Genomic DNA, 16,326 nt, shown 5'->3' on the forward strand with positions numbered 1-16,326 from the left:
CACGAGGAAGCTGGGGGAACCCATGACGTCGTTCAACGTCCAGGCCGAAGACCTGACCGCGCACGCCAGCCACCTGGACGGCCTGACCGACCGGCTGGACACCGCGATCTCGGCGGCTCGAGCCGTGAGCATGTCCGACGAGGCCTACGGGCTGCTGTGCTCCTTCCTGCCTCCCATCGTCAACCCGGTGGAAGAGGAAGGGATGAACGCGCTGAAGGCGGCCAAGGAAGGCATCACCGTCACGGCCGACAACGTGCGCTCCACCGCCAAGGACTACCTGGACACCGATGACGCCAACGCCGATTCGCTCAAGTCGTTCGACGAGGCGGTCAAGGTGAACCGGTCGGCCGTGGCGCTGCGCGGCGTCCCGCCGGTGGGAACCCCGCAGCAGCAGGGGACTCCGGTGGTGGAGCCGGAGCGCGGCACACCGGCCTGACCGGTCGATTCACACCGAACACCGAGGATTTCGAGATTTCGACGGAGGTTGTGCGATGACGGGCCAGAGCTCGGGGGGATTCGCGGTCGCCGGGGCCGACCCGGATGAAGCGGAACGTCGCATCCAGCAGTGGGCGCAGGGATTCGCCGAAAAAGCCCAGCGGTACCAGGAAGTTCAGGCGCAAACCGAGCAGCTGCGGCTGTCGGCCAGCAGCCCGGACGGGCGCATCAAGGTGACGGTGCGCGCCGACGGCAGCGTGACCGACCTGGAGTTCACCGACAAGGTCCGCTCGATGCCGCCGAACGAGCTCGCCGCGCAGATCCTGTCGACGATGCACCGCGCGCAGGCCGACATCGCCGGCAAGGTCGGCGAGACCATGGCCGCGACCCTCGGCGACGAGGACCAGCAGACCCGCTCGATGATGCTGGACAACCTGCGCGAGCGGTTCCCGGAGCCGGAGGACGAGGTCGAGGAGGAGACCTCCTCGAAGTGGGACGGCCCCGCCGAAGAGGATGAAACCCCGGCCCCGCCCGCCGCTCCGGCAGCCCCGACGGCACCTCCGGCGAAGCCGAGGCGACCGCACTTCGAAGACGAGGACGACGACGAGTTCGGCCCGGACTTCGACCCGCTGCGCGACTGAGTTCTCCTACCTGATTTCTGCTGGCTTGTTCTGGGGGTTGTAGTGACGAATCCGTTGGTGGCTCAGCGCGAGGACTCGACGCAGTCGTTCAGCGGTATCCAGATCGCGGAGTCGGTCGCCGACACGCAGAAGGCGATCGAGTCCGGTGATTGGGCCGCAGGCGTCCTGGGCGCGGTCGGGACCGGACTGGACGCGCTGGGCACGGCGCTGGACCCGTTCGGCGCGATCTTCTCCGCCGGTGTCGGATGGTTGATCGAGCACGTCGGGCCGGTCTCGGACGCCCTGGACTCGCTGACCGGCGATCCGGACGAGATCAAGGCTCACTCGGAGACGTGGAAGAACGTCTCGGCCGAGCTCGAAGCCATCAACACCGAGATGAAAGACCTGGTCAAGGCCGACACCGCCAGCTGGCTGGGCGATGCCGGCGACGCCTACCGCAAGCGCAGCGAGGACACCGCGAACCTGATCGCCGCGGCCAAGTCCGCCGCCGACGGCGCAGCGGACGGCATCGGCACCGCCGGCGAAGTCGTCGCGGCGGTGCGCACGCTGGTGCGCGACATCATCGCCGAACTCGTCGGCCACCTGATCAGCTGGGCGCTGCAGGTGGTCTGCACCCTGGGCATCGCCCTGGCGTGGGTGGTGCCGCAGGTCGTCGCCGAGGTCGCCAAGGTCGCAGCCAAGATCGCCGACATCACCACCAAGCTCATCCAGGCGATGAAGAAGCTCTCGCCCATGCTCAAGAAGCTCGGCGATTCCTTCGGTGACACCAAGAAGGCCCTCGACAAGATCAAGGCCGACAACAGCAAGTCCGACGGCCCGGCCTCGACGAACGCGCAGAACGCTGAAGGTTCCGGGTCGAAGGGCGATGGGCACGGCGGAAACGGCGGCACGGGCGGCGGACCCAAGGACGAAGGCGGCAAGGGCGACGGCGCCGGCTCACCAGGACCGGCGGGAACCAGGTCACAGAGCGCGGGGCAGTCCAACACGCAGAACGCGGATCGGCCCAACAACAAGCCGGAGAATCCGGAAAGGTGCGCGACCCGGTCGGAAGATCGCCCCTGTGACAGCACGGAGCCGGTGGACCTTTCCACCGGCGAGATGGTGATGGTCGAGACCGACTTGGAGATTCTCAACCCGCTGAGCCTGGTGCTGGAGCGGATGTACGTCTCGTCCTACAGCGCTGGCCGCTGGTTCGGTCTTGCTTGGTCGTCGACGCTGGACCAGCGACTGGAAGTCGACGATGAGCACGTCTGCTACTTCTCGCCGGACGGCATGCTCTTGGTCTATCCGTTGCCGTCGGTAGGCGAGGACGTGCTTCCGATCGAGGGTCCGCGCTGGCCCTTGCGCATTCGCGAGGACGGCGGGTACAGCCTTGAGAAGCCGCTGGAGGACGAGGTCCTGCACTTCCATCGGCTGGGCGAGTACGACTGGGTGCTGCCGTTGTACGCGGTCGAGGGTGCCGAAGGTCGTCGGGTCGATGTCGAGCACCGCCGGTTTGGCCCGCCCAAGGCGTTGCAGCACTCCGACGGGTACCGCGTGGAGATCGACAGCGAGAACGAGCGAGTCACGGCCATTCGTGTCGTCGACCCGGACAACGATCTCAATGTGCTGGTCAGGAAGTACGGCTACGACGACGAGGGCCGACTTGCCGAGGTCATCAACTCCTCGGGCAAGGCGCTGAAGTACCTGTACGACGACGCGGGCCGACTCAACGAGTGGCAGGACCGCAACGGCTTCTGGTTCCGCTACGTCTACGCGGAGAACGGTCGTGTTGTCCGGACAGTGGGGCCCGACGGTTTCTTCGACTCCGTGTTCACCTACGACGGAAATGTCACCACGTACAAGAATTCCTTGGGCGGCATCAAGGAACTCGAGTTCGACGACAGGGGTCGTATCGTCCGGGAGACGGATGCGCTGGGCAACACCACTCGCTCCGAGTGGGACCGTTTCGGCCATCTCCTGTCCCGCACCGACCCGCTGGGGCGGACCACGCACTACCACTACGACAGTCAGGGGCGGGCGAGGTGGATCACACGCCCGGACGGCAGTGTCGTCCGGCTGTTCCTCAACGACGCCGGCTTCGTCGAGTCGATCACGGTGAAGGACGATCAGCGGTCCTGGACCCGTAGTTACGACAAACCGCTGGACCCGTTCGGTGGGAACGTCGGCGCAGTACCCGAACTCGATCTCGACAGTCTCCGGTCGGACCGGGCCGAATCGGCCGATCCGGCCACCGATCCGGCAGGCGTCGAGAGGGAACCCACGGGTCCGCGGCCGCTGGATCTGTTCGGCCGCCCACGGGAGGAGCATCCGCCGCCTGGCGGCCGGATCCAGCTCGGCTGGACGGTGGACGGGCACCGATCCTGGCGCGTCGACTCGCTTGGCAATCGGACACAGTGGCGCTACGACCCCGAAGGCAACGAGATCGCACAGGTCGACGAGCTGGGCGGGGTGAACGCCACCGAGTACGGCCCGTTCGAGACCCCGCTGGTCCGCATCGACGAGACTGGTGCCCGCACGACGCGCACCTACGACACCGAGCGGCGGCTGACCTCCGTCACGAACCCGCAGGGTCAGACTTGGCGGTATGTCCACGACCTCGCGGGCAGAGTGGTCGAGGAGCACGACTTCGACGGTAGGGTGCTGCGCTTCACCTATGACGCCGCCGGGCAGATCGTGCGCTCGGTCAACGGTGCCGGGGAACAAACCGAGTACCTCTACGACGAGCTCGGCAACCTGGTCGAGTGGCGTGCTCCGTCCGGCACCACCACCTATTCCTACTCGCCTGTCGGCGACCTCGTGCGAGCGGCGAACGACGATGCCGTGCTGGAGTTCGTGCGAGACGACCAGAGCCGGATCGTCGAGGAGAAGATCAACGGCCGGACGGTCACGTTCGATTACGACAGCAACAGCGGCGTGATCCGGCGGCGGACACCGTCCGGCGTGGCGAGTGCCTGGACCTATGACGAGAACGGCCGGGCGGTGAGGCTGTCTTTCGGAGGGCATTCGCTGGACTTCGTCTACGACGCCGCTGGCCTGCAGATCAAACGGGCGATGGACGGTGCAGTGGCCCTCGTCCAGTCCTACGACACCGAACAGCGGCTCACTTCGCAGGAGGTCGCGGGGTGCGCGGGGCAGCCCGCGCTGCAACGGCAGTACCACTACCGCCCCGATGGTGAACTGATCGGCACGGATGACGGAGTCGCCGGCAGCATTCGCTACCAGATCGACCCGTCCGGCCGTGTCGTCGAGGTAATCCGGCCGGACCGGAGGGAAAGCTACAGTTACGACGGACTTGGCAACGTCGTCGCCACGGAGGGCTTAGGTGATGTGGAAAGCGGCCTGCGCCGCTACGCGGGAAACCGCCTGATCGCCGCCGGATCGGTGAACTTCCAGCACGACCCGCAGGGACGGCTGGTGCAGCGCACCGAAAATCCCGGCCGGAACTGGCGTTATGAATGGGATTCCTATGACCGGCTGGTCGCGGTGACCACCCCGGACGGCGTCGTCTGGCGCTACCGCTACGACCCGGTCGGTCGGCGGATCGCCAAGCAACGGCTGGTCCCGAACACATCCGCGGTCGCCGAGCAGGTCGACTTCGTCTGGGACGGCGGAACGCTGATCGAGCAGGTGCACACCGATGCCAACGGCCGTCGGGTGGTGACGACCTGGGCGCATCATCCGGACGGTGAGGTGCCCGTCGCTCAGCTCGAGCGTGATGTCGACGTGCAGGAACGGTTCCACCTGGTCGTCACCGACCCGTTGGGGACGCCGACCGAACTGGTCGGCCCGGGCGGAATGGTGGCCTGGCAGCGCCGCACAAGCCTGTGGGGCAGGGAACTTCCCAACCCGCAGGCCGTGGCCAGCACACCGCTTCGGTTCCCCGGGCAGTACGCGGACTTGGAATCCCGTCTGAACTACAACGTCTACCGCTACTACGATCCAGCCACCGGTCGCTATCTCAGCCAGGACCCGCTGGGATTGGCCCCGGCCCCGAATCCCATCGCCTACGTCACGAACCCGAACAGCGAGGCGGACCCGCTCGGCTTGATGCCGAAGAAGCCCGGCATTGGTCACGGTCCTGCGGGCAACGCCAAGCAGACCGGAAATGGCGGCCAGGGAGCGAAGAACAAGGGCGGCAGCAGCAAGGAAACGCCGCAGGGGTCGGGGCCCGCCAAGGAGAAGTACCTGAACTCGCACGAGGTCAACGGGAAGAAGTACGACGTTGAAATCGAAGCCCACCAGAACAAGCACCAGGGCAAGGGCCAGTTCATCTCCGGCATGGACAACAAGAACGTAAGCAACGGCGGTGCTACGAAGTTCCCGGAGCACATCACCGAGCAGACGCACAAAGAGCACTTCTCGAAGAATGCCGCGGAGATCGCGGATATCAAGCGGCAGGAGAACCTGGAGAAGGTCAAGGAAGCTGGCGACGCTCGTTTGGAAGCCAAGATGCACAGGGAGGAAGTCTGGCAGCGCTATCAGCGCGGCGAGGCCGGTTATGACGAGATCCAGGCCGCTGACAGGAGGTCTGGAGATGCCCTGAAGGATGAGATCACGGCACAGAAGCAGGCCGACATCATCCGCCACGACGGCTTCTTGACCAATGACGGAAAGCTCGTGGAGGGGGGCATCCGCCCCAACAACAGCGTGGACGGCGTCCGCTACCAGGTGGCTGGTGATTTCAGCGGTGGTTCCAACAACGTGAGCTACCACTGCTACCCGGGCTTCGACAAGACGAGCGACTGGAACAAGGCTTACGGGAGCACCTACAAGTAGCGCCAGATTCGCACCGCATCCTCACGGCGTGGTCGTCTACCAGCACTGCGCCTGCGGACGGCACCGCATCGTCCTCATCGATACCGACTCGCCGGCTGTGCGTGTGGCCCGGCGACCGCGCCGCTGATGATGTCCCTGATGAGCGACGGAACATCTCGAGGTTTTAGAGCGTCAAGCAAACCCTGGGCAGTCCCAATCGATGGGAAAGAATCGCTGGTGATCAGGCTTCACCCGCCTGTGAACGACGCTTTCGGGCGATTTTGATTCGCCCCGATATCCGCAGCTCACGACCCCAACAAGGTTGTGAGGATGCTGTACGTGCCCCCGGTGCGATTCGAACGCACACTGGACGGATTTTGAGTCCGCTGCCTCTGCCGTTGGGCTACGGGGGCTGGCTGTTGTCAGCATACGTGACCGCTGATCACCCCGCGGGAGGGGGTATGACCGCCGTCCCTGTTCAGGCCTCCTCGGCCGGGAACGTCGAGGCGGTTGGCGTGGAACCGCGCGCTAGCGGTGTGCGGTTCCACGCCAACCGCCGGAAGGCGAATCCATGTTCGACGGCGCTCTCCCTCGCAGTTGCTCGGGTGCCGCGCCGTTTGGGGTGCAGTGCGGGGATCCGGGGCGGACCGGAGCAACTGGCTTCGCAGTCCGCGTCACCTGGCTAGCCGTGGAGTTCGTCCCACCACCACTTGATGGCCGGGATCGGTGGTGCGGTGGGGTCGGGGTCTGCGGGCGTCTCGCTGAAGCCCGGGTGGGCGTCGACCGCCGGCTCGTGGTCGGTGCTGTAGCGCGGCACGCGCAGGGCCCAGTCGATGTTGCCGCGGATGCCTGCTCTGAGGCTGGTGAGGTAGGTGCGCAGCTGCGGGCTCGCGCCGGGTAGCAGTTGTTCGCTCAGGCGCAGGTGGACGTGCATGATGCGGTCGCGCAGGCGCACGGCTTCGATGAGCGCCGTGTCGATCGAGTGGTCCTCGTGGCGGACGAGGACGGAGATGATGTTCTGATCCGCGTGCCGGTGCTGCTGCTCCCGGCGGTAGGAGTGCAGGTCGTTGTCCAGGCCGGCGGTGAGGATGGCGGACTCGCTCGCCGCGCGCACTGCCGGGTGGTCCATCTCGTCGGCGGGAACCTCTGCGGCGTTGGCGATTTCGAGCAGCGCCATGGTCGGGAAGCCGCCGCAGCTGCCGAGGCGCATGGCGAGGTAGTCGTTCAGCGAGGGCATGATGCCCCGCGCCTGGTTCCCGACCTGCCAGGCGACGCCGTGCAGCCACGCCCGGTGCGCGTCGATGAACCTGCGCACCTGGGTGGGGGTCGCCTGGCGACGCAGCGACGAGCCGATGTCGTGCAGCGCGCGCAGGTAGGGGTCCTCGGGTGCGTCGAGGCTCTGCGGAGCCTCGAGGACGCGCTGCACGCGGCCCGCCATCTCGACGAACGCATCGGGATGCTCGCTCAGCGGGCCGTCGTCGCACCGCACGTCATCGAAGGCGAAACCCCAGTAGACCCACTTCGCCGCCAGCAGCACGTTCTCGGCGGTTCCTTCCGGCGAGAATCTCGAGATGAATTCAGCGCTGTTGGTTTTCAGAACGTGGCGGCGACGCTTGCTGTCCTCGTACATTTCCAGTTCGTCGATCCAGGCGATCGCTCGCTTTTCGATAGCGTCGACCTCCGGGTGGACTGCCGGATCAACGGGGCAGTAGAACGGCGGCAGGGCGAATTTCGTCCTGGCTGTGGTCACGAAGGCTCCTCGTTTCGGATTGAGCGATATGCCGTGTTCGCCTGCACCCCGCGACAGTGCACGAGGACTGATGCGTCGATCTTGATCGGCTCAACTGCGTATCAAACCGGAAGTTCGCGCAGCAAGCATTCCATCTGAATTCCTTCGAATAGAGGGATGTCAAGATCCGAACTCGTGATCATGATTACGCGATCGTGCAAAAACGTGTGCGGGTGAAAGCGTGTCGGGCGACGATCACCAGTTGTTAGGCTCGGCGCGGTCGACTGCGGCGGGAGCGATCTCCGCTATCCCGATATCCGCAAGATGGGCGAACGAGGCGGAGGGATCATGCCCGGTGGGGGAGCAGTGCGATCGGAGGCGGGTCCGGTGTCGCCGGGAGCTTCGGCGGAGCCCGTGCTCGGCGAGCTGCGCGCGGAGATCGATGAGGCCCTGGACCGCTTCCTGGGCGAGCAGGCGCGGAAAGCCCCGGACGAGTGCGTTCCGCCGCTGGTCGAGATCGTGCGGGACTTTCTCGCCGGCGGAAAGCGGTTGCGCCCGTTGTTCTCCGCGTGCGGTTGGGCGGCGGGTGGTGGCGACCGCGGCGATCCCGCCGCGGTCCGGATCGGCGCGTCCCTGGAGCTGTTCCACGCGTTCGCGCTGATCCACGACGACGTCATGGATTCCTCGGACACGAGGCGCGGCCAACCGGCCGTGCACCGCGTGCTGGCTCGTCGGGCGCCGGGAGGCGATGCCGCGCACTTCGGGGTGAGCGCGGCGATCCTGCTCGGCGACCTGTGCCTGGTGTGGTCGGACGAACTCCTGCACGGTGCCGGGGTCGCCCCCGAACGGCTGCACGCGGCTCGTTCCGTTCTGAACACCATGCGCACCGAGATCATGGCGGGGCAGTACCTGGACCTGGACCCCGTGGCCGCCGGTGATGAGCTCGAGGGCGCTTGGCGAGTGGTGCGGCAGAAGACCGCCGCCTACACCGTGACGCGTCCGCTGCAGCTGGGCGCGGTGCTCTCCGGGGCGGACGAGGAGGTCGTGGCGAGGTGCGCGGAGTTCGGCGATCCGCTCGGCGAGGCGTTCCAGCTGCGCGACGACTTGCTCGGCGTCTTCGGAAGCGAAGCCACGACCGGCAAGCCCAGCGACGACGACCTGCGCGCCGGGAAGTGGACGGTGCTGATGCGCTTGACGTGGCAACGCGCCGACGCGAGCCAGCGCGCCGTGATCCGGCGCCTGCACGGCTCGGCCGATCTGGACACCGGTGAAGCGCAGCGGCTGCGCGAGATCATCCGGTCCACGGCGGCAGACTCCGAGGTCGAGGCGATGATCAGCAGCCGGCGCGAGCGCGCGGTGAGCGCGCTCGGGGCGTTGGCGCTGCCGCCGTGGGCGGAGGCCGCGTTGACCGAACTGGCCGGGCGGTGCGCGCACCGCGCCCGGTGACCGAAGTGTCCACTGTGGTGGATGAAGTGGAACGGAGAAGGGAAGGTTCGGTGTCATGAGTAGTGTGAAGGACACGTTGAAGGACTTCGTCGGCAACGTCGCCGACGACGCCAAGCAGGCGTTCGACGAGATCCTCGATCGGGACGGCGTGGACGGCGGTTCCGCGGAGTCCGCGCGCGCGGCCGGGAGCTCGGTGGCCGATGCCGCCACCGGCGCGGCCGAGAACGCGGCGGCCGTGGCAACGCTGCCCAAGCAGATCGCGGAGCTGACCGACACGGTCAACACGCTGGTGAACGCGCTGCAGAACGTCCCGGGCGTCGGCGAGGCCGCGGGCGCCGCCGGAGCCGCCGGTGCGGCGTCGGAAGCGGGCCAGAAGGTCACCAGAGCCGCCACCGGCAAGAAGTCGTGAACACTGTGGATCGGACGGAGCGACCTTGGGCGTGCAGCGGCTCAAGCTGGTGACCGAGGTTCTCTCCGGTCTGTTCAAGAACGAGTTCACGCGCGCCTTCGAGGCGCGCGACACCTCGGACGCGTCCGGGCTCGCGCGGGAGCAGCTCCGGGCCCGCGACGTGCGGCTCGGTTTGGAACGCTTGGGTCCGTTCTACGTCAAGCTCGGGCAGATGCTCTCGACGCGCCCGGACATCGTTCCCCCAGCGGTGATGGTGGAGCTGGAGAAGCTGCACGATCGGGTGTCCCCGGCTCCGTTCAGCACCTTTGAACCCGTGCTCGAGGACGAGCTCGGACCGGACTGGAAGGAGCGGTTCCAGCACGTCGAACTGCTGGAACCGCTGGGTGTTGCCTCCCTCGCGCAGGTCTACGGCGCAACGCTGCGCAACGGCGATCCGGCCGTGATCAAGATCCAGCGTCCGGGCATCAAGGGCATGGTCCTCGAGGACATGCGGATGATGCGCCGTGCCGCGCGGATGATCGGCAAGTGCGCCCCCCGGTTTCACTCGGTGGTCGACGTCGAGGCGATGCTGGGGGTGCTCTTCGATGCCATGCGCCCGGAACTCGACTTCAACGTCGAGGCCTCGCACATGGAGGAGGCCCGCCGGGCGGTCCGGGACTTCCAGCACCTGTCGGTGCCCGAGGTCGTCTGGTCGAGCGAGCGCGTGCTCGTGCAGACCCTCGCTCCGGGCCGGTCGATCCGGCACGTGGACCGGGCGGCGATGCCGGTGCAGGAGCGCACCGCGATCGGGAAGGACCTGCTGGCGTTCACCTACCACGGCTTCTTCGTGAACCGGGTGTTCCACGCCGACCCGCACCCCGGCAACATCTTCGTGCAGCCCGGTGCCCCGGCTTCCCTGATCGATTGGGGCATGGTCGGCCGCCTCGACCGCAGCACCAGCTTGAAGATCATGCTGGTGCTGCTCAACCTCGCCGAGAACGACGGGCAGGCGCTGGCGAAGTCCTGGATCGAGCTGGGCTACGCGACGGAGTGGGCCGACGTGCCGGCGTTCATGTCGGACATGGCCGCGCTCACCCCGAAGATCGCCTCCGCTTCGCTGGAGGAGCTGGATTTCGGGGTGACTCTGACCAGCGTGCTCGAGCGGTCGACCAAGCGCGGGATCAAGACGAACCCGGTGATCTCCGTTCTGGGCAAGGCGTTCGCCAACATCGAGGGTTCGGTGCGCTGCGTCGCGCCCGAGCTGTCGATCACCGACGTGTTCCACGACCAGATGCGCGGCATCATGACCGCGCTCGCGCGCGAGCAGTGCTCCACCACCCGCGTGGCGCGCGTGGCAACGGAACTGATGCTCGATCTCGACGTCGTGCCCGGCCAGCTGCGCACAGTGCTGAGAGATCTGGCCAACCGCGAGCTGTCCGTGCGCACGGGCGATCGGAACGCGTCGCAGGAGAACCGGTTCCAGGTGCCGCCTTCGCTGGTCGCTCTGGGCGGGGCGGCGTTGTGGCTGCACCACCGCCGCAATCGGCCGCGTTGATCCGCCACCCGTCGTGAGCCGAGCCCGTGGCATTCGTCGGCGGGAACCCGGGCGCGGGATGCACCCGGTTTCGGGGAGAGCGCGAAATGTTCTGGCTGCCTCGTTTTGCGATCTGCGAAAGAGAGTTTCGGATTCGTGAAACGGGTACGTTCCGTTTCGTGTGGCCGCTGGCGGTTGGTCGTTCGACCGGCGGCCCGCCGCGTCGCGTCGTCCGCGCCGGTGGGCGTGTTGTGCTGGCGGTGCGTTGCACCGGCTGCGACGCGGTGGGTGCGGATCACACCGGGTGTGATTCTCTTCTTGATCGTCTTCGCAGCAGAACCGCGCCGTTTCCGCGCAGCGCACAGGTGGTTCGATCAGGGCTGGTGGCGTACTGCGGCGCGCGGCTCGGCGGATGTCGCGATGGTCACGTCATGTATTAACCTCGGCGTGAAGTCACTACCGGTAAGCTGCGGTTTCCGATGCAAACCGCATCGGCGGACCCCGAGTTTTACTGGAGGATCCCGGTGACGACGCCGGCTGCCGAGGACACACGCGAGGCCAAGCCCGTCGAACGTCGCGTACTCGTGGCCGAGGACGAGGCGTTGATCAGGCTGGATCTCGTGGAGATGCTCCGCGAAGAGGGCTATGAGGTCGTCGGTGAGGCCGGTGATGGCCAGGAGGCCGTCCGGCTCGCCGAGGAGCTGCGACCTGATCTGGTGATTCTGGACATCAAGATGCCGAAGATGGACGGCATCGAGGCCGCTTCGAACATCGCTGGTGAGCGCATTGCGCCGGTGGTCATTCTGACCGCCTTCAGCCAGCGCGATCTGGTGGAGCGGGCGCGTGACGCCGGGGCGATGGCCTACCTGGTCAAGCCCTTCGCCAAGCGCGACCTGGTGCCGGCCATCGAGCTGGCGGTGTCCCGGTTCACCGAGGTGCAGGCGCTGGAGTCCGAGGTCGCCGACCTCTCCGAGCGCCTCGAGGCGCGCAAGACGATCGAGCGCGCCAAGGGCCTGCTGATGAGCAAGCACAACCTCAGCGAGCCCGAGTCCTTCCGCTGGTTGCAGCGCACCGCGATGGACCGCCGCACGACCATGAAGGCCGTGGCTCAGGCGGTCCTGGACAACCTGTCGTGACGGTCTGATCGACGAGAATCGAGGCGGGCGCCCGGCCGGGCACCCGCCTTGTTTTCTTTCCGGCCCTGCTCGCTGGAGATCTTTCGGTCTGGGGTTTGCGTGGCGGTGCCGGGAGCGGAACCTCGGACGTCGCCGGGCCGCGGGATCCGCGACTCGAGCAGCCACCTGCGCGGCGCTGCGGCTGTCCGCGATACCCCGCAGCGACGCCCGCTGAGTCCCGCACCGGCTCCGCCGCGTGCTGTGAGGCCCCTCACTTCGGGGGCTGGTCTCGCAGCAGGCAGGTCAGGCGGGCCGAGCAGGTGCGGCGGCCCGCGGCGTCGGTGATCTCGATGTCGTAGGTGGCCGTGGACCGGCCCTGGTGCAGCGGGGTGGCCACGGCGGTGACCGTGCCGTCGGTGGCGGCGCGGTGGTGGGTGCAGGCCAGCTCCAGGCCGACCGCGATGCGTCCTTCTCCGGCGCCGAGCGCGGCCGCGATCGAGCCCGCCTGCTCGGCCAGGGCCGCGTTCGCGCCGCCGTGCAGCAGCCCGTAGGGCTGGCGATTGCCCGCCACCGGCATGGTCGCTACCACTCGATCGTGGGTGTATTCGACGATCTCGATGCCGAGTTTGGCCGCCAGCTGTTCGTCGGTGGCCTCCAGCAGCTTCTGGAGCTCGTCGTCGCCGCTGGTCACAGCGCCGTTCTCGTTGGCAGTCGCCACTGCGGGTCCTCCCCGTCGCCTCCGGTCAGGTCTGTCGGAGCTTCAGCCTAAACTCGCGGCCGTGACGCATTCCGAGGACCGACGCCTGCTGTTGATCGACGGCCACTCGATGGCCTACCGCGCCTTCTACGCCCTGCCGAAGGAGAACTTCCAAACCGGCACCGGGCAGCACACCAACGCGGTTTACGGCTTCACCTCGATGCTGATCAACCTGCTGCGCGACGAACAGCCGACCCACCTCGCGGTCGCCTTCGACATCTCCCGCAAGACCTTCCGCAGCGAGGCCTTCGCCGAGTACAAGGCCAACCGCAGCAAGACGCCGGATGAGTTCCAGGGCCAGGTCAGCCTCATCCAGGAGATCCTGGGCGCGCTGAACATCCCGGTGCTGAGCAAGGACAACTACGAGGCCGACGACATCATCGCGACCCTGGCGACCCAGGCCAGCGCGGGCGGTTACAAGGTGTCCATCTGTACCGGGGACCGGGACTCGCTGCAGCTGGTCACCGACGACGTGACCGTGCTCTACCCGACCAAGGGCGTCTCCGAGCTGACCCGGTTCACGCCGCAGGCGGTGCAGGACAAGTACGGGCTGAGCCCGCAGCAGTACCCGGACTTCGCGGCGCTGCGCGGCGACCCGTCGGACAACCTGCCGAAGATCCCCGGGGTGGGCGAGAAGACGGTCACCAAGTGGATCCAGCAGTTCGGCTCGCTGGCCGACCTGGTCGACCGCGTGGACGAGGTCAAGGGCAAGGCGGGCGAGAACCTGCGCGAGCACCTCTCCTCGGTGCTGCTCAACCGCGAGCTCACCGAGCTGGTGCGCGACGTGGAGCTGGAATCGGCTCCGGACGACCTGGCCGTGCAGTCCTGGGATCGCGACGCGGTGCACCGGCTGTTCGACGACCTGGAGTTCCGGGTGCTGCGCGATCGCCTGTTCGCCAGCCTGTCCACCGCCGAGCCCGAGGTCGAGGAGGGCTTCGAGATCACCGGCGGGGTCGTCGTCGCGGGCGAGCTGGCGGCCTGGCTGGACGAGCACGCGCGCGGTGGTGTCCGGGTGGGGATGTCCTGCACCGGGCAGTGGGCCCGCGGCGCGGGCGACCTGACCGGCATCGCACTGGCGACCGCCGGCGGAGCCGGTGCGTTCGTCGACGTCGCCGAGCTGACCGACGCCGACGAGCGGGCCCTGGCCGAGTGGCTGGCCGACGCCTCGGCGCCCAAGGCGGCGCACGACGTGAAGGGTCAGCTGCACGCCATCCGCGACCGGGGCTGGCGCATCGAGGGCCTGACCAGCGACACGGCGCTGGCCGCCTACCTGGTCCGGCCGGGGCAGCGCTCCTTCGAGCTGCCCGATCTGGTGGTGCGCTACCTGCAGCGCGAGCTGCGCGCCGAGTCCGACGGCGACGACGGTCAGCTCTCGCTGCTGGAGGACGCCACCGAGACCAAGGAGAAGGCCGCCGCCGCGGACCTGGTCAAGGCCCGGGCGATCGCCGAGCTCGCCGACGCGCTCGACGTCGAGCTGCGGCGCATCGAGAGCCTCGAGCTGCTGACCGACCTGGAGCTGCCGCTGCTGCGGGTGCTCGCCGAGCTCGAGAGCGCGGGCATCGCGGTCGACGCCGAGCAGCTGGCCGAACTGGGCTCGCACTTCGCCGGGCGGGTCAAGCAGGCCGCGCAGGAGGCCTACTCGGTCATCGGCAAGGAGATCAACCTCGGCTCGCCGAAGCAGCTGCAGGTGGTGCTCTTCGACGAGCTCGAGATGCCCAAGACCAAGCGCACCAAGACCGGCTACACCACCGACGCCGAGGCGCTGCAGACGCTGTTCGAGAAGACCGAGCACCCGTTCCTGCAGCACCTGCTCGAGCACCGCGACGCGACCCGGTTGAAGACCACTGTGGAGGGTCTGGAGAAGGCCATCGCCGAAGACGGGCGGATCCACACCACGTTCAACCAGACCATCGCGGCCACCGGCCGGTTGTCCTCGACCGAACCGAACCTGCAGAACATCCCGATCCGCACCGAGGAAGGCCGCCGGATCCGCGAGGTGTTCGTCGTCGGCGAGGGCTACCAGGAGCTGATGACCGCCGACTACAGCCAGATCGAGATGCGCATCATGGCGCACCTGTCCGGCGACGAGGGGCTCATCGAGGCCTTCAACACCGGCGAGGACCTGCACAACTACGTCGCCTCCCGCGCCTTCGGCGTGCCGATCGACGAGGTCGACCAGGAGCTGCGCCGCCGGGTCAAGGCGATGTCCTACGGCCTGGCCTACGGGCTCTCGGCCTACGGGCTGGCGCAGCAGCTGCGCATCTCCGCCGAGGAGGCCAAGGCCCAGATGGACGCCTACTTCTCGCGCTTCGGCCGGGTGCGGGACTACCTGCACGAGGTCGTCGACCGGGCCCGGAAGGACGGCTACACCTCCACCATCCTCGGCAGGCGCCGCTACCTCCCGGACTTGCTCAGCGACAACCGGCAGCGCCGCGAGATGGCCGAGCGGATGGCGCTCAACGCGCCGATCCAGGGCAGCGCGGCCGACATCATCAAGGTCGCGATGCTCGGCGTGAACGAGGCGCTGCACGGCGAAGGCCTGCGCTCGCGGACGCTGCTGCAGGTGCACGACGAGCTGATCATCGAGGTCGCCGAGGGCGAGCGCGACGTGGTCGAGAAGCTGGTGCGCGAGAAGATGGCCTCGGCGTACTCGTTGGACGTTCCGCTCGAGGTCTCGGTCGGCGTCGGTCGTTCCTGGGACGCCGCCGCGCACTGAGGCACTGCGGGTGACCGAGTGGTCACGCGCGCCGGTGCGTTTCGGCTCGATCACGAACCTGCGGAAAGCTTCCCCGCCTGCTGCCGGGTCCTGCGATGGTGAACATCACCGTCGGTAGGACCCGGCGTTCCGCAGCGAGCACAGGTGCGGATAACCTGCGCTACGCGCTCCGGCCGAGCGTGCTCGTCCGTGTGGCGGGCCTGGTCAGGCGGGGCGCATGACGGGCGCGGGCCTCGAAACTTCCCCGCGCCGACCCCGAGGAGGAGCATGATCAGCATCGACCGAGTCGACCATTTGGTCCTCACCGTCGCCGATGTGGATCGGGCAGTGGAGTTCTACACGCAGGTCCTCGGTATGGAGCCGATGACGTTTCCCGGGGAACGTCGGGCGGTGCGCTTCGGCGGCAAGACGATCAAGCTGCACGCGGCGAGCGAACTCGTCGAGCCCACCGCTACCCATCCGGTGCCCGGTTCGGCGAACCTGTGCTTCGTCACGAACAACCCGCTGTCCGATGTCCAGGAAGTCCTGCGCAACAACGAGGTCCGGATCGAGGAGGGCCCGGTCGTGCGGACCGGATCGCTCGGCCCGATCACCTCGCTCTACGTGCGCGATCCCGACGGCAACCTCATCGAGATCGCCAAGTACGACGACGAGGTCGCGGTCCCGGCCAAGTAGATGGGCTTGCGCGTCGGCGCCGGTGGCGGAACCTGACGCGTCGTGGGCTGCGGGATCCGCTCCTCGAGCAGCGCCGCGCGGCGTCGCGGCTGTCCTCGCCGCTCGACGCGTCAGAACCCGCGGCGGTGCGGG

13 protein-coding genes and 1 tRNA gene are annotated in these 16,326 nt (G+C 67.6%); 10 read left to right on the top strand and 4 right to left on the bottom strand.

Translation table 11 applies throughout. The features are described from left to right. The first annotated feature begins 22 nt into the window (after nucleotides 1-22). Together ABD289_RS09285 and ABD289_RS09290 are read left to right on the top strand one after the other, a co-directional pair. Nucleotides 23-436, top strand: a complete 414-nt coding sequence (locus tag ABD289_RS09285) for a type VII secretion target (RefSeq protein ID WP_344128811.1) — start codon at nucleotides 23-25, stop codon at nucleotides 434-436. 55 nt (nucleotides 437-491) lie between these two features. Beyond that, on the top strand, nucleotides 492-1,076 hold the full coding sequence (locus tag ABD289_RS09290) for a YbaB/EbfC family nucleoid-associated protein (RefSeq protein WP_344128813.1): 585 nt from the start codon (nucleotides 492-494) through the stop codon (nucleotides 1,074-1,076). A gap of 6 nt (nucleotides 1,077-1,082) precedes the next feature. On the opposite strand, the gene ABD289_RS09295 is transcribed toward ABD289_RS09290, so the two are convergent. Next, on the bottom strand, nucleotides 1,083-1,658 hold the full coding sequence (locus ABD289_RS09295) for a hypothetical protein (protein WP_344128815.1): 576 nt from the start codon (nucleotides 1,656-1,658) through the stop codon (nucleotides 1,083-1,085). On the opposite strand from ABD289_RS09295, the gene ABD289_RS09300 reads away from it, so the two are divergent. Further along, nucleotides 1,626-5,855, top strand: coding sequence for a DUF6531 domain-containing protein (locus tag ABD289_RS09300; protein WP_344128817.1), 4,230 nt, complete (start codon nucleotides 1,626-1,628; stop codon nucleotides 5,853-5,855). The genes ABD289_RS09295 and ABD289_RS09300 overlap by 33 nt on opposite strands. Nucleotides 5,856-6,174: 319 nt before the next feature. Here the strand turns inward: ABD289_RS09300 and ABD289_RS09305 are convergent. Both ABD289_RS09305 and ABD289_RS09310 read right to left on the bottom strand, forming a co-directional pair. Next, nucleotides 6,175-6,247 (bottom strand) — tRNA-Leu (locus ABD289_RS09305). 269 nt (nucleotides 6,248-6,516) lie between these two features. Beyond that, nucleotides 6,517-7,584 (bottom strand): terpene synthase family protein, encoded by a 1,068-nt coding sequence (locus tag ABD289_RS09310; RefSeq protein ID WP_344128819.1) that lies wholly within the window; start codon nucleotides 7,582-7,584, stop codon nucleotides 6,517-6,519. A gap of 366 nt (nucleotides 7,585-7,950) precedes the next feature. On the opposite strand from ABD289_RS09310, the gene ABD289_RS09315 reads away from it, so the two are divergent. The 5 genes from ABD289_RS09315 (at nucleotide 7,951) to ABD289_RS09335 (ending at nucleotide 12,067) form a co-directional block, all read left to right on the top strand. Further along, the gene (locus ABD289_RS09315) at nucleotides 7,951-9,009 is read left to right on the top strand and encodes a polyprenyl synthetase family protein (protein ID WP_344128821.1); all 1,059 of its coding nucleotides are present in this window, start codon (nucleotides 7,951-7,953) and stop codon (nucleotides 9,007-9,009) included. A gap of 55 nt (nucleotides 9,010-9,064) precedes the next feature. Further along, nucleotides 9,065-9,418 (top strand): hypothetical protein, encoded by a 354-nt coding sequence (locus tag ABD289_RS09320; RefSeq protein ID WP_344128823.1) that lies wholly within the window; start codon nucleotides 9,065-9,067, stop codon nucleotides 9,416-9,418. Nucleotides 9,419-9,449: 31 nt separating this feature from the next. Continuing rightward, on the top strand, nucleotides 9,450-10,952 hold the full coding sequence (locus tag ABD289_RS09325) for an ABC1 kinase family protein (protein ID WP_344129199.1): 1,503 nt from the start codon (nucleotides 9,450-9,452) through the stop codon (nucleotides 10,950-10,952). 86 nt (nucleotides 10,953-11,038) lie between these two features. Next, nucleotides 11,039-11,371, top strand: a complete 333-nt coding sequence (locus ABD289_RS09330; RefSeq protein WP_344128825.1) for a hypothetical protein — start codon at nucleotides 11,039-11,041, stop codon at nucleotides 11,369-11,371. A gap of 84 nt (nucleotides 11,372-11,455) precedes the next feature. Further along, nucleotides 11,456-12,067: an ANTAR domain-containing response regulator gene (locus ABD289_RS09335; protein ID WP_344128827.1), complete on the top strand. Its 612-nt coding sequence runs from the start codon at nucleotides 11,456-11,458 to the stop codon at nucleotides 12,065-12,067. 250 nt (nucleotides 12,068-12,317) lie between these two features. On the opposite strand, the gene ABD289_RS09340 is transcribed toward ABD289_RS09335, so the two are convergent. Beyond that, nucleotides 12,318-12,737 (bottom strand): PaaI family thioesterase, encoded by a 420-nt coding sequence (locus ABD289_RS09340; RefSeq protein ID WP_344129201.1) that lies wholly within the window; start codon nucleotides 12,735-12,737, stop codon nucleotides 12,318-12,320. Between the two features lie 136 nt (nucleotides 12,738-12,873). Here ABD289_RS09340 and polA point away from each other — a divergent pair, with 136 nt between their 5' ends. After that, nucleotides 12,874-15,519: a DNA polymerase I gene (gene polA, locus ABD289_RS09345; RefSeq protein WP_425564636.1), complete on the top strand. Its 2,646-nt coding sequence runs from the start codon at nucleotides 12,874-12,876 to the stop codon at nucleotides 15,517-15,519. 267 nt (nucleotides 15,520-15,786) lie between these two features. Beyond that, nucleotides 15,787-16,194: a VOC family protein gene (locus tag ABD289_RS09350; RefSeq protein ID WP_344128831.1), complete on the top strand. Its 408-nt coding sequence runs from the start codon at nucleotides 15,787-15,789 to the stop codon at nucleotides 16,192-16,194. The last annotated feature ends 132 nt before the right edge of the window (nucleotides 16,195-16,326 follow it).

It is taken from the genome of Saccharopolyspora halophila (genome assembly GCF_039531955.1).
Lineage (GTDB): Bacteria > Actinomycetota > Actinomycetes > Mycobacteriales > Pseudonocardiaceae > Saccharopolyspora > Saccharopolyspora halophila.

Excerpts from the sequence above, each read along its gene's own strand:
- ABD289_RS09285 (WP_344128811.1), top strand. The coding sequence starts at position 23 with ATGACGTCGTTCAACGTCCAGGCCGAAGACCTGACCGCGCACGCCAGC.
- ABD289_RS09290 (WP_344128813.1), top strand. The coding sequence starts at position 492 with ATGACGGGCCAGAGCTCGGGGGGATTCGCGGTCGCCGGGGCCGACCCG.
- ABD289_RS09320 (WP_344128823.1), top strand. The coding sequence starts at position 9,065 with ATGAGTAGTGTGAAGGACACGTTGAAGGACTTCGTCGGCAACGTCGCC.
- ABD289_RS09330 (WP_344128825.1), top strand. The coding sequence starts at position 11,039 with ATGTTCTGGCTGCCTCGTTTTGCGATCTGCGAAAGAGAGTTTCGGATT.
- polA (WP_425564636.1), top strand. The coding sequence starts at position 12,874 with ATGGCCTACCGCGCCTTCTACGCCCTGCCGAAGGAGAACTTCCAAACC.
- ABD289_RS09350 (WP_344128831.1), top strand. The coding sequence starts at position 15,787 with ATGATCAGCATCGACCGAGTCGACCATTTGGTCCTCACCGTCGCCGAT.